The sequence below is a fragment of the Algimonas arctica genome, assembly GCF_014652695.1.
GTDB classification, from domain to species: Bacteria; Pseudomonadota; Alphaproteobacteria; order Caulobacterales; family Maricaulaceae; genus Litorimonas; species Litorimonas arctica.
The window spans coordinates 91,157-114,636 of the sequence record NZ_BMZH01000010.1 but is presented as its reverse complement, the minus strand read 5'-3'; the positions used below and the strand labels follow the sequence as shown (position 1 = coordinate 114,636).

Below are 23,480 nucleotides of genomic sequence, written 5' to 3'. Positions count from 1 at the left end.
CCCTAATTTAAACTCTTCTGTATATCGAATGCGACTGCCCATAAGACACTCTCCTTGCTTCCAGTTTTACCCAACAAGGTGTCTACAAAGCTAGGGGCACATCAGTATACCTTCTGAAATTTTGAGTAAGCGCGTCTCCTCAGAGCTATCTGGGTAATCGGTCTCAAATTTTTCACAACACTTTAACAAAAAGGCTCGAAAGTCACTTTTCTTATTGAAACCGGTTACGTGTATTGCGTTACGAAGCGCATCAATTGGACGGTTCCGCTGGGTCACTAAAATTTTCGATGGGAAGCTTGCCGATGATACGGCTTCGCCTAGAACCGACAGGCCGCTCTCTTGGTTTTTTGTTGTGAGGGTGTCAATATCATCGATAATTATTAAAAAGCTCTCTGTATCAAAAGCATCAAACATCAAATCTTCAATTTTCTCTGAGGTATAATCGAATAACATGGGGTGATTATTCGCCAGCTCACTTTCAAAAACAATGCGTTTAAACAATTCATCTGACGTTCCAAACCCGGTTTTAGCTATATCACGAATTGTTGCATCAGCGGTGCGTAACTCTTTCTCTTTTGCAGACAAAAATAACACCTTAGTCGCGGGTGACTTAGAGGAAATAGGGTTGTCGTTGGGAAAAGCATGTATTATGTCGCCAAATTCGTAAGCAATTTTTGTCTTACCGCTGCCTCCGCGACCGTAGAGGTAGGCTACTTTATCTCGTTTTTTTAATAGCCATTCGTGTAGTTTTATAAGGTAATCTGTTCGTCCGATAAAGGACTCTATCGTTGAACGGCTGGCGGGATATGGGTTAGAAACCTCGTTTTCACCGCTCTGATTTCTTTCGTCATGATTTCTGGCTGAAAGAAGTAATTTTGCTCCCCGGCCTTCAATTAGTCTAACTTCTTGGTTCACTCTTCGCCAGCATGATTTTTCAGAATATTTACCTATAGGCTTGCTTAAGTAAACGGGCGATTTATTTGACGGTCGTTTTGGACAGAGAAGGATATCAACTCCCACTGCAGGCAAAGCTAAATGCTTTATCCGAAGCTCTCGAGAACAGACCTCAATAATTTTTTTATTTAACCTTTCAATATCAACATTGGCTTTTCCGCAAAACGGCAATCGTGTTTTATCATTAACTCCGAAGCAAATGAAGCCTCCATGAGAGTTATGAAATCCAATACATAGTCGTATTATTGACGCGCCAAAATCAGATGAGAAACTCTCTGGGAAATTCTCCTTATAATCTAAAATTTCAGATTCTTGTGCTAATAAGTTCGCCTCGCTAGGATTTAGCAATCCTTTTACAAAAGCTATTTCATCTGAAGGAAATATCCCTTCTTCTAAAATTCTATATAAATCCATATTTAACCCCGCCTAAAAATCACACTCCCATTCGTCCCGCCAAAACCGAACGAGTTACTCATCGCCGTGGTCACATCCGTCTCGACCATTGTCCGAGCGATGTTGATCTCGCCCAGTTCGGGGTCCAGCTCGTCGATATTGATGCTGGGTGCGACGAAGCCGCCGTCCATCATCAGGAGTGTATAGATGGCTTCTTGCACGCCCGCTGCGCCGAGGGAGTGACCCGTGAGGCATTTGGTGGCGGAGACGAGCGGGCCAGCGGTGCCTTTGCCAAACACGCGTTCAATCGCATTGGTTTCGGCAATGTCGCCGACGGGGGTGCTTGTGGCGTGGGGGTTGATGTAATCGACCGTTTTGAGGCCTGCATCATCCAGCGCCATGCGCATGGCGCGTTCGGCGCCTTCGCCTGACGGGGCGACCATATCGTGGCCGTCGCTGGTCGCGGCGTAGCCGACGATTTCAGCGTAGATTTTTGCGCCGCGGGCGACCGCGTGCTCATACTCTTCCAGCACTAACATGCCCGCGCCGCCGCCAATGACGAAGCCGTCGCGGTCTTTGTCAAACGCGCGGGAGGCCTGTTTCGGTGTGTCGTTATATTTGCTGCTCATCGCGCCCATGGCGTCGAACAGGTTGGACATGGACCATTCCAGCTCTTCGCCGCCGCCCGCGAACATCACGTCCTGCTTGCCCCATTGGATCTGCTCACACGCGGTACCGATACAATGGAGCGAGGTGGTGCAGGCCGAGGTGATGGAGAAGTTGACGCCCTTGATCTTGAAATGGGTGGCGAGCGTGGCCGAGACCGTGCTGCTCATCGCTTTGGGGACGGCGAACGGCCCAATGCGTTTGGGGCTCATGTTTTTGCGGGTAATGTCGGCGGCGCGCACGATCTCGAGGCTCGACGGGCCGCCGGAGCCGGCAATGATGCCGGTGCGCGGATTGACAACGTCGTCCTCGGTCAGTTTGGCATCGTCGATCGCCTGTTGCATGGCCAGCGCGGACCAGATGGCGGCGTCGCCCATAAAGCGAAGCGAGCGTTTGCCGATGATGTCTTTGGCTTGCTCGGACGTATCGGCCGGACGGCCGGAGACTTGGCTGCGAAAGCCATATTGGGCCATATCGGCGTCGGTCTCTATGCCGGAGTGGCCGGCTTTCAGGTTCATGGCGACCGTGTCGCGATCATTGCCAATGCAGGAAATGATGCCCATGCCGGTGACAACGACTCGGCGCAGTTCGGTAGCCATTATTTTGCGTCCCCACTTGAGGTTTCTTCTGCGACAAACAGGCCGACGCGCAGGTCTTTGGCCTGATAGATGAGCTCGTCATCCGCATACATGCGGCCATCGGCAATGCCGAGCACGAGGCGGCGGCGGATGGCGCGTTTAATGTCGATTTCGTAGCGGACTTTTTTGACGTCTGGCGTGACTTGGCCGGTGAATTTGACTTCGCCAACGCCGAGCGCGCGGCCGCGGCCTGTGCCGCCGGTCCAACCGAGCCAGAAGCCGACCAGCTGCCACATGGCGTCCAAGCCAAGGCAGCCCGGCATCACCGGATCGTCCTTGAAATGGCATTCGAAGAACCAGAGCGACGGGTCAATATCGAGCGAGGCGATCATCTCGCCTTTGTCGTAGGCGCCGCCTGTGTCCGCGATCTTGTCGATGCGGTCCATCATCAGCATCGGCGGAAGCGGCAGCTTCGCATTGCCCGGCCCGAATAGGGACTCATTACCAGAGACGATCAGGTCGTCATAATCGTAGGAAGATTCAATCTTTATCATCCGGCCTGTTTAAAGCGCAGCGCGGAATTGGCAAGCCGTGAGCCCGCCACTTCCGTGGATCATGTGCACGTCGCTTAGCTCTGCTGTCGGCGTGTCACGGTGAAGCGCTCAAGCGAGTCGCGCGCCTGCGGCCAATCCGGGCGTAAGACGAGCGCGGCTTTGAGGTCGTAATAGGCGCCCTTGGGGTTATCCATACGCTCATAGACCAGCGCGCGGTTGAACAAAGCGTCGGCTTTCTTGTCGGTTTCGAGCGAGAGCGCGGTATTATACGCTTCGAGCGCACGCACATACTCGCCTTGATAGAAGAGCGCCGCGCCGTAATTGATATAGGCTTCGGCCAGATCGGGTTTAATCTTCAGCGCGCTTTGGTAATCCATCACGGCCTTATCGTGATTCCCGCGTCGCATCTGTAGCACGCCGCGATTGACATAGGTTGCCGCTTCGTCCTGGCTCACCAAAAAGCCGTCTAGCGCGTCTGTGCAATTGCGGATCGCGGAGAGGGACCCAAGATCCCCCGTCTTCGCCGATTGATAACAGGATTGCGGCGCACCTTGGCCGAGAACCACCATTTGCGCATGGGCGAGCGCCGGGCAAAGGGCGATTGTTGCTGCCAGCAAAAATGTTTTCATGACTTCTCATAACACATTTTCGCAAATTTCAGAAATCACGGCGTAGGCGATGGTTTGGGCGACACCCAAACCCGAGACGCACGAACGAGATTACGCCGCACTCTCGGCAATAAACGCGACGCCGCCCGCAAGGCGCACTGGATTATCGTCAAGCCGAGCTCGTGGAATGGGAGATTGAAAAGGCGAACAAAGCCGAGCGAGAGGCCAAACAAACCGCCAAGGATCGGGAGAATGCCTGGTCCAATCCGACCCGCTCCGCCAGTTCATCCGAAGTCGAGTATGACCGTATTATCCAGATCATGATGGGGGCAGTGGGGCTGCTACAGATGCGGATGTAGGTTGGGCATTTCAATACGAAAAAAACAAAGGGAAAAGCTGTAATCAATGGCCGTCTGGGTCTAAAATGCAGCCTGATGAAGCGACAGGCGAAACGCCCTATACTCTGAACCAGGGCCTGCAAGATATGAGCCGCGCGATGAGTTGCTCCACCCAAACATATGATTGCACTTATGTTGGCAGTGGCATGCAAAGCTGTCGCTGGGTGACAAAAAGCATCTGTAAGGGCGAATGGCGCGCCATTCTTATTGACCCGTTTTCTCCCGTTTAGAGTCATTTCGAGCAGGGTTTTGGGCCATGGGCGACACAACTCGGCTATGAAGGCCTATTGCGATCATCGGTTTCGGGGTTGGGCTTAAATATAAATCTTTGCGCGCCCGCATGGAACCGTTAGCCTTTACGCATGACGTTTCGTCCGCATATCTGGTTCGCAAGCGGGTTGATCCGAATTTATCAGCTCACGCTGTCCCCGATCTTTTTCGCGGTCGGGGTGCGCTGCCGTTATGCGCCGACCTGTTCGCAATATACGCTCGACGCGATGCGCCGCCATGGTTTTTGGGCGGGCGGTTGGATGGGGCTGGCGCGCCTGTCGCGGTGTCAGCCGTGGGGCGCCTGTGGTCACGACCCTGTCCCTGAGGTCACTAACGGTGCGTGGTATGCGCCGTGGCGCTATGGGCGTTGGCGGTAGGAACACAGTATGGAAAGCTTAGTCCTTTTTCTCGTGGTCGGTTTCATTGCGGTGGGCTGGATGGCCCTGCGCCGGATTGATGGTTTGCAGACCCGCATCGCGACCTTGGAACGAAAAACAGAGTTTCTTCTCAACCGCGATAAAGAAACTGTGAGTGAGCCGACCGCTCAAACCGTGACGGCCCCGCCAAAACCTGTAGCGGCTCCGGCCCCCGCTCGCGCGTCCGCGCCGAGCAAGACGGCTTCCGACCCATCGTCGTGGCAGCCGCCACACCCTCCCGTTAAAATACCGGCAAAACCAAAACCCGCCCCAAAACCCAAGCTTGACTTAGAAACGCTGCTCGGCGCGAAAGGCTCGGTCTGGATCGGCGGATTGGCGCTGTTGTTCGGGGCGGTGTTCTTGCTGCGCTACACAATCGAGGCGGGGATGCTCACGCCGATAATGCGGATCAGCGTCGCGGTCCTGATGGGTCTGCTCGCGCTTGGACTATCCGAGTGGATGGCTCGCCGCGATATAAAAACACCCGTCGGCAAGGCGTTGGCGGCCAAGGCCGATATCCCTGCCATTCTGGCCGCCGTCGGCGTATTCACTCTGTTTGGCGCCGTCTATGCGGCGCATGCGCTCTATGGCTTGCTCGGCACATTGGCCGCATTTATCCTGATGGCCGTCATTGCCGTCGGCGCTATGGGGTTGTCGCTGCGGCGTGGACCGTGGCTCGCTGCCATCGGTCTCATCGGCGCGCTCACCGTGCCGCTGCTCGTGGGCAGTGTCACGCCCAGCTATCTCGGTGTGGTCGCCTATGTCGCCCTTATCACAGGCGCAGCGCTCTGGGTCGCGAGGCAGCAAGACTGGCCGTGGCTGCGGGCGGCGGCGTTGGTCGGGGCGACCGTCTGGCTCACGATCTTGCTGGGCGACGCTTGGAATGAACTGCAGTTCTCCATTTGGGCATTGAGTGTGGTCGGTGTGAGCATTTTGACATTAGCCGACATAATCCGCGGGTCGGACGGCGCGCGCAGACGCCAATGGCTCTGGATTGGCTGGAGCGGAATCGCTGTCTTGACGGCCTTGGTGATGTTGGGGGGGGATTCTGTGTGGTGGATAGCATACGCGCTGCCTTATGCCTATCTGCTCGGTCTTATTACGACAGCAATTCGCGTTGATGCGGATCGGTTCTGGTTGCTTTTGCCCTTGGGTGGTGTCCTCTTCACGACCTTGTTTGTTTCCAATAGATTACGTTATATTGCCTCTTTTGAGTGGCCTCTCCTCTTGGCGCTCTTGGCGCTGGCGGCGATCTTTGCCCTCGCAATTTTGTCCGTGGCTAACCGATTGACGTCGGACCGGGGGGCCATGGGCCTCACGCTCGTGGGCGGTGTTATTGCGATCGTCATGCTGGGTGTGTCGGATATTGACCTTTGGCCTCAATTCGCCGTGGCAGGCCTCTTTGGCGTCGCAACATTGCGACAAAAGCGGCTCTCAGTCGTCCGCGGCGCGATCTGGGCAACCGGGATTTTATGGCTGATATCGACATTCGGATTATATAATTATGAGATGCCTGATTTGTCCGTAGTGTCGGGCATCCTCAGTGTTGGATTCGTTGCAATGATTGGCTTGGTCCTTATGTGCCGATCGGGTCGCGACGATACAGAAATCCGCCTCGCGCCCGTTCTCCTCGCTGGGGCCGCAGGGCTGGCGGCATTAGTCGCGGTCGAAGACTCCGCGACCTACATCTTCACCACCCCATGCCTAAATGAACTCTGGCTCTATTTCGGTCTGCCCGCCGCCATCTGCGCCGTGGGCGCAGTCTTGTTCCGCCGTCGCCGCGTTGACCTCGCCTCGCAAGCGCTGCTCGGCGGGACGATTGTGTTCGCTCTGCTCCTCATCGTCCTGCTGATCCACCACGCGATGAATGGCGGGAACTTGACGGCCACGCCGGGGTTTGCCGATTATGCCGTGCAGCTACTCGTCGCCTTTGCCGTGCTCTTTGGCGCCAGTTGGCTGCGGGGTGGCTTGACCGATTGGCCAAAAGCGGGCCGTGAGCCGTGGCGCTTTATCGTACCCACACTGGCGTTGGGCGTTTCGGGGTTGAGCCTTTTGATCTTCGTGGTCGCGCAATTGTTCATCTTCAACCCGCTGATCAATGTGGACACTGTGATTAACGGCCATCCCGTCTTTAACAGCTTACTGCTGGGCTATCTCGCGCCCGCACTCTTGCTCGGCGGTGCGGCTTTACGGTTTTCCGGTCTTCGTCCCGTCTGGTTCGTCCGCGCCCTCGGCGCTTTGGCGGGGGTGAGCTGGCTTGGCTGGACGACGGCGCAAATCCGGCGTTTTGCCCAAGGCGAGGTAATCGCCATGGACAGAGTTCCATGGGGTAATGGTGAGCTTTACGCTGTCTCTGCCGTTTGGCTGCTTACGGGGATCGGCTTACTCTTGGCGGGCATGAAGACAGGTCGCCGCGATCTCCGTCTCGCCTCCGCTGGACTGATCACCCTGACGTCGCTCAAAGTGTTCTTAATCGATATGTCCGCCCTCGACGGCGCGTTCCGCGCGGTTTCGTTTATCGGGCTGGGGATTGTGCTGATTGGGATCGGGCGGTTGTATCAGACCGTTTTGGTGAAGTCGTCAGCTGATCCGGTCGACACCTAATCGTTGATGCTGATACGGTATTGAATTCCGTTGACCGGCCGGATGTCACCCAGCTTTGTCAAACGCGAGTTCGGTCCCATTCATACCGGCATAGGAAATTCGATCGGACAGAAATTCAATCAGGTTGATTTTGTTGAAAATAAAATCGACTCCTAAAATTGACGGTGATGACAAATATAAAGGGTCAATATCATTCGACATGATGGCGATGGGTGACGGGTGTTTAGTTTGTTTAAGTGTCGGCGCTGAGAGCCGCGCCGTGATGCGGTTTGACAGACGATTATCAAGGAGCACGAGATCATAGTGACGGCGATTAAGGTGATCTGTCGCTTCGCTACACCATGCGGAATAATCGAGTTCGAAATTCCCTTTTGTAAGACTCTTTAGAATGCGTCTGACTATCGCTTCTTCGGATAAATCATCATCAATCAAAAGGACGCTGAACACATTATAGCCTTATCCATACGCACTTTTCGAATCATATATTTTATAAGTATGATTAATATTTTAGGGGTTCCGACGCAACTCGATTCTTGGGCGCTCGAATTTATCGATTTATACCAAATTGGCATTCATCGCTTTTCAGCGTTGGCACAGACCCATTTAGGCCTGTAGGATCGGCTAAACACTGATTGGACTTGCCCTATGACCCGCATCCCACGTGATAAAGAAAACGATTACACGGACGCAATGATGGCGGCGCGGCGGGACTTTGCGACGGAGCAATCGGGCACAGTGCTTCATCATGTCGGGCAGACCTCTATCGACCCGGCACTGTTGCCGGGAAATATTGAACAAGCGATGGGCGCGGCGCAGGTGCCGATTGGGCTGGCGGGGCCATTACTGGTGCATGGTGAGCATATTGACGGGGAAGTCTTTGTGCCGATGGCGACGACCGAAGGCACCTTGGTCGCAAGCTATAATCGCGGCATGCGTCTGTTGCGGGAATGCGGCGGCGTGACCGTGACGATTGTCGAGCGTTACATGCAACGCGCGCCAGTGTTCCATTTTGACGGCGCGCGGGACGCGCGGGATTTTGGCGTCTGGCTGGACGCGAATTTCGACGGGGTTAAACGCGCGGCGGAAACGACGACGTCGGTCGGTAAGTTGTCGCATATCGAAAAATATTCGGTCGGCGCGATGCTCTATACACGAATGAATTTCACCACGGGCGACGCGGCGGGCCAAAACATGTGCGGCAAGGCGGCCTTTGCCGCCTGTCAGTGGATTGCCGAGGCTTATAAAGGGCCGCTCAAGGGCTACACCCTGTCCGGCGCGATCGACACGGATAAGAAACATAGCCAGCTCAACACGCTGCATTCGCGCGGCGCGCGGGTTGTCGCCGAAGTCGTGCTGGAGCCAGAGAAGACCAAACAGTTGATGCGAGCAACAACGCAACAACTGTTCCGTGTGCGCAATGTGTCCCATACGGGCGGGATGCTCGCGGGCACGTCCAGCAATGGCCTCCACGCCGCCAATGCGCTCGCCGCTTTGTTTATCGCGACGGGGCAGGACGCGGCGAATGTGGCCGAGAGCCAAGCGTCGATTTCCTATGTTGATTTGCGCGATGATGGCTCGCTCTATTGGTCGCTGACCTTGCCAAGCCTGATTATGGCGACCTTTGGCGGCGGGACTGGATTGCCGACCCAGCGCGAATGTCTGGATATGATGGGCTGCGTCGGCGAGGAAAACGGCAAAGGCATGGTCGGGCGGCTGCTGGAAATCACAGCAGCCACAGTGCTGGCGGGTGAATTATCGCTCTCATCGGCGATTGTTGCGGGTGATTGGGTGTCTTCACATGACGAACTGGGCAGAAACCGCTAAGCGGGTCTTATGTCTGATCTCGTTCTCGTCACCGGTCTCACCGGATATATCGCCAGCCACGTCACGGGCAAGCTGCTGGAAAAGGGCTACCGCGTACGCGGAACGGTCCGAAATAAGGCGAAAGGCCGCCGTGTCCTCGACGCGATGGCGCAAAAGGGCATTGATATTTCTGAGGTGGAGTTGGTGCAAGCCGAGCTCGGGTCTGATGATGGCTGGAAAGAGGCGGTCAAGGATTGCCGTTATATCCAGCATATTGCCTCGCCCTTTCCCTTTGAGGCGCCAAGTGACCGCGAAGCACTGGTGCCCGAAGCCCGCGCGGGGGCGCAACGCGTGCTCGAAAACGGCTTTTCCGCCGGGGTCGAGCGGGTTGTTATGACCTCCTCGACCGCCGCCATGATGGGGCAGCCCGGACGCGGTAAAAAGATGACGATTACTGAACAAGATTGGTCCGATCCCGATTGGAAACCGATGACCGCCTATCCCGTGTCAAAGACCCGCGCTGAATTATCCGCCTGGGCCTATGCAGACGCGCAAGGGTTTCGGAAGAAATTGGTCACGGTCAATCCGGGGCTCGTGTTTGGGCCGGACCCGTATGACAATGGCGGCACATCGCTCGCGTTGATCCGCGATATGATGAACGGTAATTTGCCCGCGATCCCGAAAATCGCTTTTCCGATTAGTGATGTCCGCGATGTCGCGTCCCTCCATGTCGCAGCGATGACGGCAAAGGGTGTCGGTGGACGGCGATTGATTGGCGCGGGTAATACGCTGTGGTTCAAGGAAATTGTTGCAATTTTACGCGCCGAATATCCGGCTGCGAAACTGCCAAAATCTGAACTGCCGAACTTCGCCCTACGCCTGATCTCGATCTTCGATGATCGGGTCAAAGGGATCCTGCCGGACTTGGGCATTTTCCACGATGTCGACGCCGCCTATGTGACCAGCTTAACTGGTGTCGTCCCACGCCCAGCCAAAGAAAGCGTGCTGGCTGCCGCACGGGATTTAGTCGCGCTCGGGGCCGTCGAGTTGGAAGGCTAAGCCGCTCTAACGGCGTCGGCGAACCGGTCGAACAGATAGAAACTGTCTTGCGGGCCGGGGCTGGCTTCGGGGTGGTGTTGGACGGAGAAGACGGGTTTGCCGATCAGGCGAATGCCGCAATTCGTACCATCAAACAGGCTGACGTGAGTTTGCTCAACCGTGTCGGGCAAGCTGTTCGCGTCAACGGCAAATCCGTGGTTCATCGAGACGATTTCAACTTTGTTTGTGGTGTGATCCATAACCGGATGGTTAGCGCCGTGATGACCTTGCACCATTTTCACCGTTTTACCGCCGAGCGCCAGCGCCAACAATTGGTGGCCTAAGCAAATGCCGAGCAGGGGCATGTCCGCGGCAATCAAATCACGAATGACCGGAATGGCATATGCGCCCGTGGCTTCCGGATCGCCGGGGCCATTGGACAGCACGACGCCGTCCGGTTTCAGCGCGAGAATGTCTTTGGCAGACGCTGAGCCCGGCACGACCGTCACGGCGAGGCCGGAACTGACGAGGTTACGTAAGATATTCCGCTTCACGCCATAATCGATCAGCACGACTTTCTTCGCGCCCTCTTTATCGACATGGCCTTCGCCCCACTGCCAGCGTGCTTGTCGCCAATCAAAGGGCGCGTTTGCGGCCATGTCTTTGGCGAGGTCTGCGCCGACAAGGCCGTTCCAGCTGCGAGCTTGTTCGGTCAGGGCGGGAAGGTCGAATGTGCCGTCCGTATTATGGGCGATGACGCCATTGGGCATGCCGTGGTCGCGGATGTGCGCGGTTAGCGCGCGTGTATCGATACCGGACAGGCCGATGATGCCGCGGGCGGACAGCCATGCACCCAGTTCACCCTCAGACCGCCAGCTGGACGACGGTGTCACAGCCGCGCGGAAGATCGCGCCGCGGGCCGCAACGCGCGCCTCTTGCGTCGTGGCTTCTTCATCTTCATCCGTGGTGCCGGTATTGCCAACGTGCGGGAAAGTGAAGGTAACGATCTGCGCCGCATAAGACGGATCCGTCAGAATTTCCTGATATCCCGTCATCGCCGTGTTGAAACACACTTCGCCAACAGCCGCGCCCGTGGCGCCAATACCGATGCCATAAAAGGCCTCGCCAGAGGCCAGCACCAGCACAGCCGTGGGGGCTGGATCGGGAATAAAATCTACGCTCATAATCGGGTGTCCTAGCTTGGCTCCGCTAGGCGCGTCCTATGACGGACACCGTTCGGATTCGCAAGCGGGCAGGTGGGACCGTTCGCAGGTTAGATGCAAAAGCGTATATCGGGCCATGCGGCTCTGAGGCGGGCCGTCGTTCGGCTCTGCTGCATCTTACAGCATTCAACGCTTGATTCATTTTATGAATTCATGGAATGTTAAATTATGGAACAACCGGCCGCCATTCAATGCTTAACCGCCATCGCCCACGACGGACGTTTGTCCCTCGTCCGCCGCCTAATCCAGTGCGGGCCGCCGGGCATATCTTCAGGGGATTTGGCCAAGGCTGAAAACATCAATGCCAGCACAGCGTCCGCGCAACTCTTGGTGCTGTCGAATAGCGGGCTGGTCAGATCCCACCGTCGCGGCAAGCGCATGATTTACGTGGCAGACTTTGACCGTTTCCAGCGGCTCATTTCTTTTCTGATGGAAGATTGCTGTACTGGTGTGCGTGATGAGTGATCGCGATGCACTTGCCTTGAACAGCAATTGTTATTGTTGGCCCGTGTCGCGTGAGGCGATCATGGACGATATTGTGACGCAAGATGCGGCGATAAACATGGCGGCTATGCTGTCCGAGCGACCCCATTATTTTGCCAGCACAACGATATTTTTAGCCCCGCTAATTTTGACGCAAATGCTGACCCAAGTCCGCGCCATTGAAGACGTTATCCGGCACCCAAAATATGTTGAGACCGTCCGTGAACGGTCTCCATTGCTCGACGCGACCCATCGTCAATTCCATACGAACGGCGTTTTCATGGGGTATGATTTTCACATTACTGAAGAGGGCCCCCGCCTAATTGAGATAAACTCCAATGCGGGTGGGGCTTTTATTGTTGATCGGATCGAGCAGGTTGTGCGCGGTCCCAGCGATAATTTCTTGACCCAAATCCTCGACATGTTTCTAACCGAATGGACCGCCTCTGGTCGCACATCGGCGCTTAAAACAATCGCAATTGTAGATGAAAACCCTGACACGCAATATCATTTTCCAGACATGTGTTTGGCGAAAACCATATTGGAGCGGGCCGGGCTTACGATCGTGATTGCCGATCCCAGCGCCTTTCGATTGGCGGAGGGTCGGCTCTATTTGGGGGACGATCTTATCGACCTTGTTTATAACCGCCTGACCGATTTCGATTTATCCGACCCGTCCAATGCCGTCATTCGGGCCGCCTATGATACGGACGCCGCCGTCATCACCCCCGCGCCGCATCATCACGCGCTCTACGCGGATAAGCGCAATCTCATTCTCTTGAGTGACGCAGATTATTTAGCCAAAATTGGCGCGACAGCGGAGCAGATAGAGACGCTGGCCGCGATCCCGAAAACGATCGCCGTCACGACGGGTAACGCCACAGAGATGTGGGCCGCCCGCAAGCAATTATTCTTTAAGCCGCAGGCGGGGTTCGGCAGTCGCGGCGCGTTTAGAGGCGCGAAACTCACGAAAAAAGTATGGGGCGAAATCCTAGAGGGCGGATTTATCGCTCAAGACCTCGTCGCGCCGCCTGTCCGCGCTGTGACCGTCGACGGAGAGAGACGCGCGTTAAAGTTCGATGTGCGGGTTTACACCTATAACGGCAACGCGATCCTCTATGCCGCGCGGATATATCAAGGGCAGACAACGAATTTGCGCACCGCAGGCGGCGGGTTGGCCGCCGTTATTCCAACAGGTGCAGAATTTGATTGCAGCCCTGTTTTGGGGTCTGATTCATCGGCCTCATGTCCCTGACGCTCCTCTGTGTTCGGTCAAAGAACGAAGCCGCATTATTATGTGCTCTCACATGTTTGCGCCCAGTTCAGAACCCTGTCCGTAAGCTCAAACCGTGACCAAGAAAAAGAATGATCGCCGGGGATGACGGCATGGGTCAGGGTGATATCGGGTTGCGCGGAATAGGCCTCAACCAAGGGCGTATGAAACACCTCAGGCGAGAGCGTCGTGTCCGTGTCTCCGGCAATTAACAGCACAGATTTTCCGTTTAACGCTGGGGCCAGGTCGACGAGGCTGTACGCCTCGCGGTTGGTGTTTAGATCGGCGGACAAAGCCTCTCCTGACCATCCATTTAACATCGGCAGCGCATCGGCCCCCGCTGCGATGCCGCGCGCAAAGTCAGCATCGGCCATCATAATATCGGCGACACGCCCGAAATCTGCGGGCGCAATGCCGGCCACGCATTTGAGCGCCTCATCGTGCGCGGCGCCTTGCAGGGCCGCAAACCCGCCCATCGAATGACCAATGATCAGAAGGCGGTCAGGATCGACACGGTAGTCATCCGCGTTCTGGCGTAAGAATGTCACCGCGCTAGCAACGTCCTCGACCACATGGGTGAAGGAAAAATCGCCGCCGCTCCCCCACGCCCCGCGGTAGTGGAAAAACAGCACATTGTAGCCGGCGCGCCGCAGGGATTGGGCCAGATCAAGGTTCTTTTCATTCCCCGGATAGCCATGCAGCAACACCACGGTCGGGTGCGGCCCGAGGCCATTGGCTTGATATAAAATCCCGTTGAGACGGTCGCCCTCACTGTCAAAATTAACCTCGGCCAAGACCGGCGGGTTGGCCGTATCAATGGCCACAGGGTCGCGCTGAAGGGGGTCGGACGCGAGTGTCGAAGATGAGACACATCCGGCCAGTGACAAGGCTGCCAGTCCGAATGCCGAGCAGAGTAAGGTTGGTTTCATATTCATGGATAAACCCTCATCGTTTGTGTCGTGTCTTTCGCGGGGCGTGTCAGCTGTCGCAAAGTCATAAGGAGCGTGCCGCAATAATGCCGCACGCTCGTGCGTATGCCCGTTTCAATATCGGTGATGTCCGAGCGGATATTATCGACCAATTGCGTTTCATAACGATCGATTAGGTCGCGGTCTGTGCGCGCTTCATTCCAGTTGTTGACTTGGAGGCCGATAAAAACGCCGAACTCAACAATGAAAAAATCGAGGCCCACAGCGAACTAGTTTTGATCATTCACGTATTTGGAATGACGGCGAAGGATCATGGCTCTATTCCCAACTGAGCTTGCCGTTCGTCGATGAGAATCAGTATGTTTTGATGACGCTCTAAAATGGTCGTCAAGCCTTCCAGTCGCAGCTGCCCAAAAAGCGTCCGGAACAGAAGTATGTTCTTGAAGGATCGCGACCTCACAAATTCGCGGTCATATCCGGCTCCGGGCTGCTTCGTGATCCATGGCAACTTATCGTGCATTGACCCCAAATCATTGATCAAAATGTTGTCAAAATCACCTTCAGTGATGAGCAGTGGATCGGACATCCTAAAGGCGAATTGAAAATCTTCATTTTTATCTACTTCTGCTGCGTCCAGCTCAGCACTGAGGTCCTGCAGGGCCTTGAGGAGTTCAGAGCTTTTGATCACGGACATTTGCCCGCTACTTTTTAAGGTCTCGAATGTGATTTGATTAATATCGGCTCGTTCCAGAGCGAACACACCGCGCGCGATGAGGCTGTCCAACTTATCCGGATCTAAATCGGCGCTAGGATCAGCGAGGAACTCATAAAGCGCTTGTCGCGCGCTTTGCTGGCTCTCTAAATTCCAAATTGAATCCTCTAAAACGCCAATGGAATACTCAACGTCGCGCTCCATAGCGCTCAAATAGTCGATTTCCTGTGCTCGCTCTGCTCGGTACGCGCTCCAGTTGGCAATCTGAAAGGCGATGAGGATACCAGCGACAACAATGAAAAAATCAAGCGCAACCGCGAACCAGTTTTGGTCGCGCACGTGCTTCGTCAAGCTTCGCAATAACATGATGCGCCCCCATCCCCTTTGAAATGACGGTAACGCTTTCCAGACGTGAGTCTAGTGACGGTCAGGGCACTATGCCTCGTCCGTGAGACTGTGACTTGGCAGAGCGTTTTACCGCGCCTATATCCCCCTATTGTAAAAACCGGGACGTCCCGGAAGAGAGAGATCATGAGCGAACCCCTTCGCGACCAGATTAGCACCGCCATGAAACAGGCGATGCGCGACAAAGACAGCGTGAGCTTGTCGACCTTGCGCCTGATGAGTGCGGCGATCAAAGACCGCGATATTGCGGCCCGCGCCGCCGACCGTTGCGGCGGCATCGATGATATCGAAATCCTCGGAATGCTGACCAAAATGGTCAAGCAACGCGAAGAATCGGCGAAAACTTATGACGATAATGGGCGTCCGGAATTGGCAGAACGCGAACGCGAGGAGATTGTCGTCGTCCGCACCTTTATGCCGAAGCCGATGAATGACGCCGAAATTGAAGCCGCTGTGAACAAAATCGTTGAAAGCACAGGGGCGACCTGCCTGAAAGATATGGGCAAAGTCATGGGCCAGCTTAAATCTGGCTATGCGGGCCGTCTCGACATGGGCAAAGCTGGCGCTGTCGTAAAACGGCATTTGTGTAGCTAGGCTTTGAAAGGCGCGCGGCGTGTCGGCTTGCGGTCTCAGGCGAAACGGGTCTTATGTCGCCCCATTCTTATCTGATTGTCATCTGATCATCCTATTATGCGGCAGACGGGTTCCTTTTAAAAATAGCTGATTTATACCTTTGATCTGTGTCTTTACGTCCTCCTAAACCCTTCACTCCACCTGTTTGGCTCCGTCCGGGCATGGTTCAGACGGCGCTGGCGAGCCAAAAGTTTCGTCGGCGCGGGCCGAACGGGATGCTAGATGCGGCCGAAGATGTCATTCTCGATTGCGAAGATGGCGTGCGGCTCAAGGGCAGCTATTCGCCTCATCCCGATCATAAAGCGCTCGTGATCTTCTTGCATGGCTGGGAAGGATCACAAGACAGCACCTATATGGTGAGCTGCGGGCGCTATATGTATGCGCAGGGCGCGAGCGTGTTTCGACTCAATTACCGCGATCATGGCGACAGTCACGATCTCAATGAAGGTCTGTTCTTTTCAACCCGGTTCAATGAGGTCTTTAACGCGGTGCGTCACGCCGCGCGACTAGGAAACGGAGCCCCTGTCTATATCGTCGGCTTTTCGCTGGGCGGGAATTTCGCGCTGCGGATAGCGCGGTCTTTGCGGGATTTGGCGATTCCGAAATTGCGGCGCATTTTTGCGATTAGCCCGGTCGTTGATCCGTGGGGCGCAGCCCCTCTTGTGGATTCAAACTATCTATACCGGCGTTACTTCCTGAAAAAATGGTCTGCGAGCTTGCGCAAGAAACAAGCGCTCTATCCACATTTGTATGATTTCACAGATGCGCTAAAAAATAAGCGCGTGTTGGGTCTGACCGAACAGATCATGCCGCTTTATTCCAAATACCCGCGCATGGAGGATTACTTTAATGCCTACCGGGTTGACCCGGATGACTTAGCGAAAATCCCCGTGCCAGTTGATATTATCGCGGCGCGCGATGACGGCGTGATCCCGGATCGGGATGTGCGCAAACTGACACTCGCGCCTGGCTCGCGGATGATCATCCATGATCATGGCGGGCATAATGGGTTCTTCCAGTCGCTCTTGGGACCGACCTGGTATGATGAACATATTGCCGATCTGGTATTTCCAGAGCGATGATTTCAGGTAAAGACGCGCTATGCGCTTGTTGTTTCTTATTCCTGCGGTCATTCTTACGGGTATGATCATTCTCTCTCTCCTCAGCCAACGTGGCAAAGCCAAAGGTCTTATTGAGGGGCGGCTTGCGCCGTTGCCGATGAAACCGAACTGTGTGAGTTCAGAATCAGGGACAGATGAACATAAAGCGGTATTACCGCTCCCGACCGATAAAGACGGGTTGAAAGCCGCTGTCGCCAAAACAGGCGGAACGATTACAGCGGAATCCGATGATTATATCAGCGCGACCTATACAAGCGGCCTGATGCGTTTTGTCGATGATGTCGAATTTCGACGGGACGGCATGGTCTGGCAAGTGCGGTCCGCGTCGCGGGTCGGTCATTCTGATATGGGCGCGAACCGTAAGCGCATCGAGGCGCTTCACAAGGCGCTCTAAGTCCGTCAGCGACGTGCGGCGATCTATCACTAAAATTTTACAACCAAGCCCGCCCCTTCCAGCGTAAACAGTCGGACGTTAGAAAATATCTATATTATGCCAAATCAGCACCGTACCCCCAAAGTTGTCGATCACGCCAAGGTCAAAAGCCTCGTGCGGGAACTTCTCATCGCCGTGGGTGAAAACCCAGACCGGGAAGGCCTGATCGAAACGCCGCGTCGGATTGCCGATTTTTGGCGGGAATTTATCGAATATGATCCGGGCAAGCTAGAAACGACGTTTGACTCTGTCCGGCATAACCAAATGGTCGCTGTGACGGGCATGCGCGTCTGGTCCATGTGCGAACACCATATGTTGCCATTTTGGTGCGATGTGTCGGTTGCCTATATCGCCGATGACAAAGTGCTTGGCTTATCGAAATTTGCCCGGATCGCGCATAAAAATGCGCACGCATTGTCACTACAGGAAAAGCTGGTCGCCGATATCTCCGACGATTTGCAAACGATTTTGGGCACGAAAAATGTCGCCGTCATGGCCAAGGGTGAACACCTCTGTATGACAATGCGCGGCATCCGGACCCCGCACCGGATGATTTCATCGGCGCTGAACGGACAGTTTTTGCAGGCCGAAACGCGGGCGGAGTTCTTTAATCTCGTCAATGCCGCGGATGCGGCCACGCGCTAAAATTTAGCCGCTACGTCGTCGGTTGGCGTTGCGATTACTGGCCCAGTGGCGTAGTGGTCCCCATTATTAGGAAGGCCGCCCCATGACGAAAAATGTTAAATCCAAACTGGTTCTTGTCCGTCACGGACAGTCTGTTTGGAATGAGCAAAACCGCTTCACCGGCTGGGTCGATGTTGACCTGACAGAACAAGGCGTGCGCGAAGCCAAGAAGGCCGGGGACTTACTGGCCAAAGAAGAGATCCGGTTCGACGTCGCGTTCACCTCTTACCAAAAACGCGCGATCAAGACCCTCTGGATGACGCTGGAAGGCATTGATCAAATGTATATTCCAGAAACCAAAGCGTGGCAGCTCAACGAGCGCCACTACGGCGCGCTATCGGGCTTGAATAAAGAAGAAACGCGCGAGAAACACGGCGCAGAGCAAGTGCATATTTGGCGTCGATCCTTCGATATTCCACCGCCGCAGATCGACGCGGATCACGAATACCACCCGGCCAATGACCCGAAATATAGCCATTATGATCCGGCCATCCTTCCCGGCGGCGAAAGCCTGCAGATGACGACAGATCGCGTGCTGCCCTATTTCAACGCACAGATCCGCCCGTTTTTGGAAGCTGGCGGTAACGTCATCATCAGCGCCCACGGCAACAGCCTGCGCGCCCTGATGAAAGATTTGTTCGACGTCGCCGATGACGACATTCCGGGCTTCGAATTCCCAACCGGAAACCCGCTTCTGTTGGAACTCGGTGAAGGCCAAAAAGTCCTCAGCGCGCGCTATTTGGATGCTGACCGGGCCAAGGATTTGCCAGCGTTTTAATCGGCCTCGAGCGCCTTTAGGCGCTTTATCAGCCGCAAAGGCTTAACGTCCGGCTTTGCCGGAGTCCCGTCACGTGTGATTGCAATAGTCTTGGATAACTGCAGTCAGGGCGGGATTCGAACCCGCGATAGAGTTGCCCCTATACTGGATTTCGAATCCAGCGCTTTCAACCACTCAGCCACCTGACCTTCGCAGATCACCTGTTGCCCGTCGTAATACCGTAGACAGGTCAGGCGGCGCGCTCTAGCGAGGCGGTGCGGATTTGGCAACGGGGCAGGGGCGCGGAAAATGCAGCCGAGACAGAATGATATCCAATCTTTGGGTCATGCTTTGGGCCCGACCTTGGAAACTGAGCGGCTGATCCTCCGACCCTTAGATATAGACGCTGACTTTGAGGCGATCTGCGAGACCTATGCTGACGCACCGACCATGCGCTATCTGACGGGGGCGGTGATGGACCGGGCGCAGACGTGGCGGTCCATCGCCATGATGCTGGGCCATCATATGGTGCGCGGCTATTCCTTTCTTTCCGTGATTGAAAAATCTTCCGGGCAATGGGTCGGGCGGGTTGGTCCGTGGTTTCCCGAAGGCTAGCCAGTTCCCGAAGTGGGCTGGACGATCCACCCGGCGCATACGCGTCAGGGCTTTGCCCAAGAAGCCGGGCGCGCCTGTTTGGATTATGTGCGCGACGATCTGGGATGGACGTCCGTCAATCATGTTATCGCGGAGGGGAATATTGGCTCGGAACGCACAGCCGAGGCCTTAGGCTCAACGCGACTCTATCGTTTGGAGCACGGCATTCCAGGAGCCTTGACCGAACCTTGTCATGTTTACGGTCAGGATTTTTAATCCGATTTGTTCGCCACCGAAGTGTGACAGCGCACCACCAAATAAAAAGGACAGTGACTAACCGCCGAAATTTTGGTAAGGAAATGTTTACGATCTGGACAAAGTCATTTTCTGGGGCGTGGGGCGCGAAAGACTGAAATGAAGTCACTGGTACGTTCAAGATGGACACGTTTAGTCCTCGATGCAGCAATCGTCTGCGCCTTAATTATCGGGGCGACCTATTTTATTTCAGCGGACGTTGCGGCGACGGAAACCCTTGAGGCGACCCCTGTGATTGAGCCGCTGACCATCAGGTACCATTTTCTACCCTAACGCAGCCACCCTGCCGCTTTGACACGCGCTGCGCCGGCGCGGCTCACGGGAACGTCAGTTCCGTCTTTCAACGCAATGAGCATTTTCCCGCCTCTGCGCCTGACTTCGGTGACCCCTTGTTCCGCGACCCACCATGATCGATGCGGGCTTAACCCCGCTAGAGGTTTCGCTAATCCGTCCACATCGCCGAGCCGCATCAAGATCAAATGATCGCCTGCGCTAGTGTGGAGTCGGACATAATGGTCCTCCGACATGGCCGCGTAGAGCGCCGCATCCCGCAAATGGAGCGGCAAGCGGTCCATCAGGGCGGGGCGAGCTTCAGCGTTTAGCGCCTCTTTCGCCGCTGAGCGCCCGGCTAATTCCGCAACGACCGTGATGACAATGGCAATGACCCAAATGTAGAAAAGGGTGAGGGCCGAGGCGCGAGGGCTGTAATTCGCAAAGCCCGCGATGACAAAGGGCGCGACCGCAACCGTCGATCCGAACGATTGCACAAGCGTATGACGCCAGCCGACGACGGGAAGTTTGAACCGAAGCATAAGCTGATGCGCGGCCAACGCGCCCAATCCCCCGGCTAAACAGAGGCTGACCCAATAGAGCGCGCGCCACGCCAAATCGAGGCGATGCGTGCCAAACGGTGCGAGAACCGTCAAAACCGACCCGGCGATGACCGGCGTGACGAGATTGGACAGGACGCGGTTCGCGAAGATTCGCGTCGGCCATCCGCTTTTATCATTGTTTTGCTGGGCTTTAGGGCCGGTCATTCGCGCTACGTGAACGGCACGGCGCCGATTTTCAAGTCGGTTCACGAAGCAGGGGCGACAATTCGTGCATACACGCTGGTGTCGGGATCAGCCGTCGTGTCGAAAGGGTCAACGAAACTTCGATACGTTTAAGGATAGACAAAAACGATGCTTAATCTTCAGATTTTCCCCGACCTGCCAATCGCCGTTCAAATTCATATCGTGGCGGCGCTCACGTCCCTCGTTCTCGGCATTGCCATGTTTGTCCGGCGCAAAGGAACGCGGTCACATAAGATGATCGGAAAACTGTTTCTCGCTTTGATGCTGATCACCGCAACCAGCGCGATTTTCATCCGCTATATCAATGATGGGGCGCTCTCTTGGATACATATTTTTGTACCCGTGACGTTCTTTGCGGCTTGGGAAACGGTTCATTATATTCGCAAAGGCAATCTCAAGGGGCATAAGCGCGCCGTGAAAGGCTTGTTCTTTGGCGCGCTGCTCATCCCCGGGTTTCTCTCGTTTCTGCCCGGTCGGACGATGTGGATGATGGTTTTTGGCGGATAAGCGCCATCACGTTGACAATAAGTGGGGCGTGACGCTGACATAGCGGGCCTTATTGGTTGCGGGGGGCAGGGTGCATTTGTAAGAGGGCGGCGACTCCACTCACCCCCTCCCTTTAACTGATGGGCCCGCATTCGATGAACATCCATGAATATCAAGGCAAACAAGTCTTAAAAGAAATCGGCGCGCCCGTTTCCGAAGGCATCGCCATTTTAAAAGCCAGTGAAGCCCGCGCTGCCGCGGAAAAACTTGGCGGCCCACTCTGGGTTGTGAAATCGCAAATCCACGCCGGCGGGCGCGGTAAAGGTAAATTTATCGAAGAGAGCGCGGGCGAAAAAGGCGGCGTGCGTCTGGCGTTCTCAATCGACGAAGTTGTCGAAAATGCCGAGCAAATGCTCGGCGCGCATCTGGTCACAGAACAGACCAGCGACGCCGGCAAGCAAGTCAACCGCCTCTATATCGAACATGGCTCTGACATTGAGCGCGAACTATACATCTCGATCATCATCAACCGCGAAACATCGCGCGTGTCCTTTATCGCCTCGACCGAAGGCGGCATGGATATCGAAGGCGTCGCACACGACACGCCAGAAAAAGTCATCAATTTCGACATTGATCCAGCCACAGGCTTTCAACCGCATCACGGACGCACGCTGTCAAAGGCTTTGGGCCTTTCCGGTGATCTCGCCAAACAGTGCGGCAAACTCGGCAAGATTTTGTATAATGGTTTCCTCGCCAAAGACATGGCGATGCTGGAAATCAACCCGCTCATCGTGACCGAAGACGGTCGTCTCCACTGCCTTGACGCGAAAATCAGCTTTGACGGCAATGCGCTTTATCGCCACCCTGATATTGAGGCGATGCGTGACGAAACCGAACAAGACGAGAAAGAAGTCGAAGCCGAAAAATACGGCCTGTCCTACGTCGCACTCGACGGCAATATCGGCTGTATGGTCAATGGTGCGGGTCTGGCTATGTCGACCATGGACATCATCAAGCTTTACGGCGCAGAACCGGCCAACTTCCTCGACGTTGGGGGCGGCGCGACCAAAGAAAACATCATCGCGGCCTTCAAAATCCTGACGTCAGACGACAAGGTCAAAGGCATCCTGATCAACATTTTCGGCGGCATCATGAAATGCGACATCATTGCCCAAGGCACCGTTGACGCGGTCAAAGAAGTCGGCCTCAAAGTGCCTTTGGTTGTGCGCTTAGAGGGCACAAACGTCGAAGAAGGCAAAGCCATCATCGACAATTCCGGCCTTAATGTGATCAGCGCCAATGATCTCGACGATGCGGCACAGAAGATTGTGAAAGCTGTGAACGGCTAGATTGCGATCCATGTCTGCTGAGCCAGTTATCCCGGTAACGACACCGCATAGATGGGTATTCATCGCCTGTCTTGTGGTTGTCGGCCTCAGCGTTCTGCCGTTGCCCTACGTTTATTACGCCGTCTTGCGCATAATCATATTCGGGTCTTTGCTTTGGCTCACACTGCGCGAGTATGCCAAAAACAGGCGCTTCCTCTTTTCAGGAGTGGGCGTCTTCACCCTGCTTGGTCTCATCCTCTACAACCCTCTTCTTCCGGTACATTTAGGCTCGAAAATTGTCTGGTTTGCTCTGAACCTTGCCGGTCTTTATCTTATTCGGCACTTGATGACGCGTGATCTAGCGACCGAAAATTCAGACCTGTAAGTCTCAAGCGATTTTGACCATAAAAGCTTTCATCACTGTTGTTTTTCTCGGGTTCGGTAGTTTGTTTCTGCTTAGCTGCTCAGAGTCCCCATCGGACAAGCTCGACTCCGGCGTCATCACCCCGCCGCCCGGTTTCTTCGACCGCACAAATGCCAATTGCCGCGCGGCCGCGATTGAAAATGACCGCATCGGCGCGCTCACCGACACGCCCCCCACCATTCGCCAACTCAATGGGCAGAGCCTGTTTGGCTATGCGCTTCCTGATGGTCGCCACGTGCAATGTGTTGTGCGACATGCGGATGAACACGTGGTTGATGTTCGGATCATTGGATCAGATTAGAGTTGCGCGGCACAGTTACAC

The 23,480-nt window shown here is 55.2% G+C and carries 27 protein-coding genes, 1 tRNA gene and 1 pseudogene; 18 read left to right on the top strand and 11 right to left on the bottom strand.

Annotation, left to right across the window (positions count from 1 at the left end):
* Positions 1 to 90: 90 nt before the first annotated feature.
* The 4 genes from IE105_RS11850 to IE105_RS11835 all read right to left on the bottom strand — a co-directional run bounded on the left by IE105_RS11850 (position 91) and on the right by IE105_RS11835 (position 3,774).
* A complete protein-coding gene (locus tag IE105_RS11850) occupies positions 91 to 1,368 on the bottom strand; it encodes an AlbA family DNA-binding domain-containing protein (protein ID WP_189498734.1) in 1,278 nt (425 codons plus the stop codon).
* 2 nt (positions 1,369 to 1,370) lie between these two features.
* Positions 1,371 to 2,600: a beta-ketoacyl-ACP synthase I gene (fabB, locus tag IE105_RS11845; RefSeq protein ID WP_189498745.1), complete on the bottom strand. Its 1,230-nt coding sequence runs from the start codon at positions 2,598 to 2,600 to the stop codon at positions 1,371 to 1,373.
* 11 nt (positions 2,601 to 2,611) lie between these two features.
* On the bottom strand, positions 2,612 to 3,145 hold the full coding sequence (gene fabA / locus IE105_RS11840; protein ID WP_189498732.1) for a bifunctional 3-hydroxydecanoyl-ACP dehydratase/trans-2-decenoyl-ACP isomerase: 534 nt from the start codon (positions 3,143 to 3,145) through the stop codon (positions 2,612 to 2,614).
* A gap of 74 nt (positions 3,146 to 3,219) precedes the next feature.
* On the bottom strand, positions 3,220 to 3,774 hold the full coding sequence (locus tag IE105_RS11835; RefSeq protein ID WP_189498730.1) for a tetratricopeptide repeat protein: 555 nt from the start codon (positions 3,772 to 3,774) through the stop codon (positions 3,220 to 3,222).
* A 161-nt stretch (positions 3,775 to 3,935) separates the two neighbouring features.
* Between IE105_RS11835 and IE105_RS11830 the strand changes: the two genes are divergently transcribed.
* From IE105_RS11830 to IE105_RS11815, 4 genes are all read left to right on the top strand, one after another.
* Positions 3,936 to 4,112, top strand: coding sequence for a hypothetical protein (locus IE105_RS11830; RefSeq protein ID WP_189498728.1), 177 nt, complete (start codon positions 3,936 to 3,938; stop codon positions 4,110 to 4,112).
* A gap of 65 nt (positions 4,113 to 4,177) precedes the next feature.
* A complete protein-coding gene (locus tag IE105_RS11825; protein ID WP_189498726.1) occupies positions 4,178 to 4,381 on the top strand; it encodes a hypothetical protein in 204 nt (67 codons plus the stop codon).
* Positions 4,382 to 4,513: 132 nt separating this feature from the next.
* Entirely contained in the window at positions 4,514 to 4,798 is a 285-nt protein-coding gene (yidD, locus tag IE105_RS11820; protein WP_189498724.1) for a membrane protein insertion efficiency factor YidD, read from the top strand.
* A 9-nt stretch (positions 4,799 to 4,807) separates the two neighbouring features.
* Positions 4,808 to 7,441, top strand: a complete 2,634-nt coding sequence (locus tag IE105_RS11815) for a DUF2339 domain-containing protein (protein WP_189498722.1) — start codon at positions 4,808 to 4,810, stop codon at positions 7,439 to 7,441.
* Between the two features lie 45 nt (positions 7,442 to 7,486).
* Here the strand turns inward: IE105_RS11815 and IE105_RS11810 are convergent, their stop codons facing one another.
* On the bottom strand, positions 7,487 to 7,888 hold the full coding sequence (locus IE105_RS11810) for a hypothetical protein (protein WP_189498721.1): 402 nt from the start codon (positions 7,886 to 7,888) through the stop codon (positions 7,487 to 7,489).
* 198 nt (positions 7,889 to 8,086) lie between these two features.
* Here IE105_RS11810 and IE105_RS11805 point away from each other — a divergent pair, with 198 nt between their 5' ends.
* Both IE105_RS11805 and IE105_RS11800 read left to right on the top strand, forming a co-directional pair.
* Positions 8,087 to 9,265, top strand: a complete 1,179-nt coding sequence (locus tag IE105_RS11805) for a hydroxymethylglutaryl-CoA reductase (RefSeq protein WP_189498719.1) — start codon at positions 8,087 to 8,089, stop codon at positions 9,263 to 9,265.
* 9 nt (positions 9,266 to 9,274) lie between these two features.
* Positions 9,275 to 10,303: an NAD-dependent epimerase/dehydratase family protein gene (locus IE105_RS11800; protein ID WP_189498716.1), complete on the top strand. Its 1,029-nt coding sequence runs from the start codon at positions 9,275 to 9,277 to the stop codon at positions 10,301 to 10,303.
* Here the strand turns inward: IE105_RS11800 and carA are convergent.
* Positions 10,300 to 11,466 carry a glutamine-hydrolyzing carbamoyl-phosphate synthase small subunit gene (gene carA, locus IE105_RS11795; RefSeq protein ID WP_189498714.1) on the bottom strand — a complete coding sequence of 389 codons (1,167 nt, stop codon included), beginning with the start codon at positions 11,464 to 11,466 and terminating at the stop codon, positions 10,300 to 10,302. The two genes, IE105_RS11800 and carA, sit on opposite strands and share 4 nt — an antisense overlap.
* Before the next feature lie 207 nt (positions 11,467 to 11,673).
* On the opposite strand from carA, the gene IE105_RS11790 reads away from it, so the two are divergent.
* Together IE105_RS11790 and IE105_RS11785 are read left to right on the top strand one after the other, a co-directional pair.
* Entirely contained in the window at positions 11,674 to 11,970 is a 297-nt protein-coding gene (locus IE105_RS11790) for an ArsR/SmtB family transcription factor (protein ID WP_189498712.1), read from the top strand.
* Positions 11,963 to 13,243 (top strand): hypothetical protein, encoded by a 1,281-nt coding sequence (locus IE105_RS11785; RefSeq protein ID WP_189498710.1) that lies wholly within the window; start codon positions 11,963 to 11,965, stop codon positions 13,241 to 13,243. Before IE105_RS11790 ends, IE105_RS11785 begins: the two co-directional genes overlap by 8 nt.
* Positions 13,244 to 13,281: 38 nt before the next feature.
* Here IE105_RS11785 and IE105_RS11780 read toward each other — a convergent pair whose 3' ends face one another.
* The 3 genes from IE105_RS11780 to IE105_RS11770 are packed head-to-tail and all read right to left on the bottom strand — an operon-like array spanning position 13,282 to position 15,268.
* Positions 13,282 to 14,196: an alpha/beta hydrolase family protein gene (locus IE105_RS11780; protein WP_373299095.1), complete on the bottom strand. Its 915-nt coding sequence runs from the start codon at positions 14,194 to 14,196 to the stop codon at positions 13,282 to 13,284.
* Entirely contained in the window at positions 14,193 to 14,453 is a 261-nt protein-coding gene (locus IE105_RS11775; protein ID WP_189498706.1) for a hypothetical protein, read from the bottom strand. The genes IE105_RS11780 and IE105_RS11775 overlap by 4 nt, the downstream gene beginning before the upstream one ends.
* A gap of 47 nt (positions 14,454 to 14,500) precedes the next feature.
* Positions 14,501 to 15,268 (bottom strand): hypothetical protein, encoded by a 768-nt coding sequence (locus tag IE105_RS11770; RefSeq protein WP_189498704.1) that lies wholly within the window; start codon positions 15,266 to 15,268, stop codon positions 14,501 to 14,503.
* A 165-nt stretch (positions 15,269 to 15,433) separates the two neighbouring features.
* Here IE105_RS11770 and IE105_RS11765 point away from each other — a divergent pair, with 165 nt between their 5' ends.
* From IE105_RS11765 to gpmA, 5 genes are all read left to right on the top strand, one after another.
* Positions 15,434 to 15,901 (top strand): GatB/YqeY domain-containing protein, encoded by a 468-nt coding sequence (locus IE105_RS11765; protein ID WP_189498702.1) that lies wholly within the window; start codon positions 15,434 to 15,436, stop codon positions 15,899 to 15,901.
* A gap of 200 nt (positions 15,902 to 16,101) precedes the next feature.
* A complete protein-coding gene (locus IE105_RS11760; protein WP_189498700.1) occupies positions 16,102 to 17,022 on the top strand; it encodes a YheT family hydrolase in 921 nt (306 codons plus the stop codon).
* Positions 17,023 to 17,041: 19 nt separating this feature from the next.
* Positions 17,042 to 17,455 carry a DUF1499 domain-containing protein gene (locus IE105_RS11755; RefSeq protein ID WP_233354128.1) on the top strand — a complete coding sequence of 138 codons (414 nt, stop codon included), beginning with the start codon at positions 17,042 to 17,044 and terminating at the stop codon, positions 17,453 to 17,455.
* A 96-nt stretch (positions 17,456 to 17,551) separates the two neighbouring features.
* Complete coding sequence (folE, locus tag IE105_RS11750; RefSeq protein ID WP_189498698.1) at positions 17,552 to 18,139, top strand: GTP cyclohydrolase I; 588 nt, start codon at positions 17,552 to 17,554, stop codon at positions 18,137 to 18,139.
* 82 nt (positions 18,140 to 18,221) lie between these two features.
* On the top strand, positions 18,222 to 18,956 hold the full coding sequence (gpmA, locus tag IE105_RS11745) for a 2,3-diphosphoglycerate-dependent phosphoglycerate mutase (RefSeq protein ID WP_189498696.1): 735 nt from the start codon (positions 18,222 to 18,224) through the stop codon (positions 18,954 to 18,956).
* Between the two features lie 101 nt (positions 18,957 to 19,057).
* Here the strand turns inward: gpmA and IE105_RS11740 are convergent.
* Positions 19,058 to 19,144 (bottom strand) — tRNA-Ser (locus IE105_RS11740).
* 100 nt (positions 19,145 to 19,244) lie between these two features.
* On the opposite strand from IE105_RS11740, the pseudogene IE105_RS15430 reads away from it, so the two are divergent.
* Positions 19,245 to 19,805, top strand: a pseudogene (locus IE105_RS15430) (GNAT family N-acetyltransferase).
* Between the two features lie 308 nt (positions 19,806 to 20,113).
* Here IE105_RS15430 and IE105_RS11725 read toward each other — a convergent pair.
* A complete protein-coding gene (locus IE105_RS11725) occupies positions 20,114 to 20,881 on the bottom strand; it encodes a LytTR family DNA-binding domain-containing protein (protein ID WP_189498690.1) in 768 nt (255 codons plus the stop codon).
* Between the two features lie 147 nt (positions 20,882 to 21,028).
* On the opposite strand from IE105_RS11725, the gene IE105_RS11720 reads away from it, so the two are divergent.
* The 4 genes from IE105_RS11720 to IE105_RS11705 all read left to right on the top strand — a co-directional run bounded on the left by IE105_RS11720 (position 21,029) and on the right by IE105_RS11705 (position 23,459).
* On the top strand, positions 21,029 to 21,427 hold the full coding sequence (locus IE105_RS11720) for a DUF2306 domain-containing protein (RefSeq protein ID WP_189498688.1): 399 nt from the start codon (positions 21,029 to 21,031) through the stop codon (positions 21,425 to 21,427).
* 134 nt (positions 21,428 to 21,561) lie between these two features.
* Positions 21,562 to 22,755, top strand: a complete 1,194-nt coding sequence (gene sucC / locus IE105_RS11715) for an ADP-forming succinate--CoA ligase subunit beta (RefSeq protein ID WP_189498686.1) — start codon at positions 21,562 to 21,564, stop codon at positions 22,753 to 22,755.
* Between the two features lie 10 nt (positions 22,756 to 22,765).
* Positions 22,766 to 23,119: a DUF6804 family protein gene (locus IE105_RS11710; RefSeq protein WP_189498684.1), complete on the top strand. Its 354-nt coding sequence runs from the start codon at positions 22,766 to 22,768 to the stop codon at positions 23,117 to 23,119.
* A 13-nt stretch (positions 23,120 to 23,132) separates the two neighbouring features.
* Entirely contained in the window at positions 23,133 to 23,459 is a 327-nt protein-coding gene (locus tag IE105_RS11705) for a hypothetical protein (RefSeq protein ID WP_189498682.1), read from the top strand.
* Positions 23,460 to 23,480: the final 21 nt, after the last annotated feature.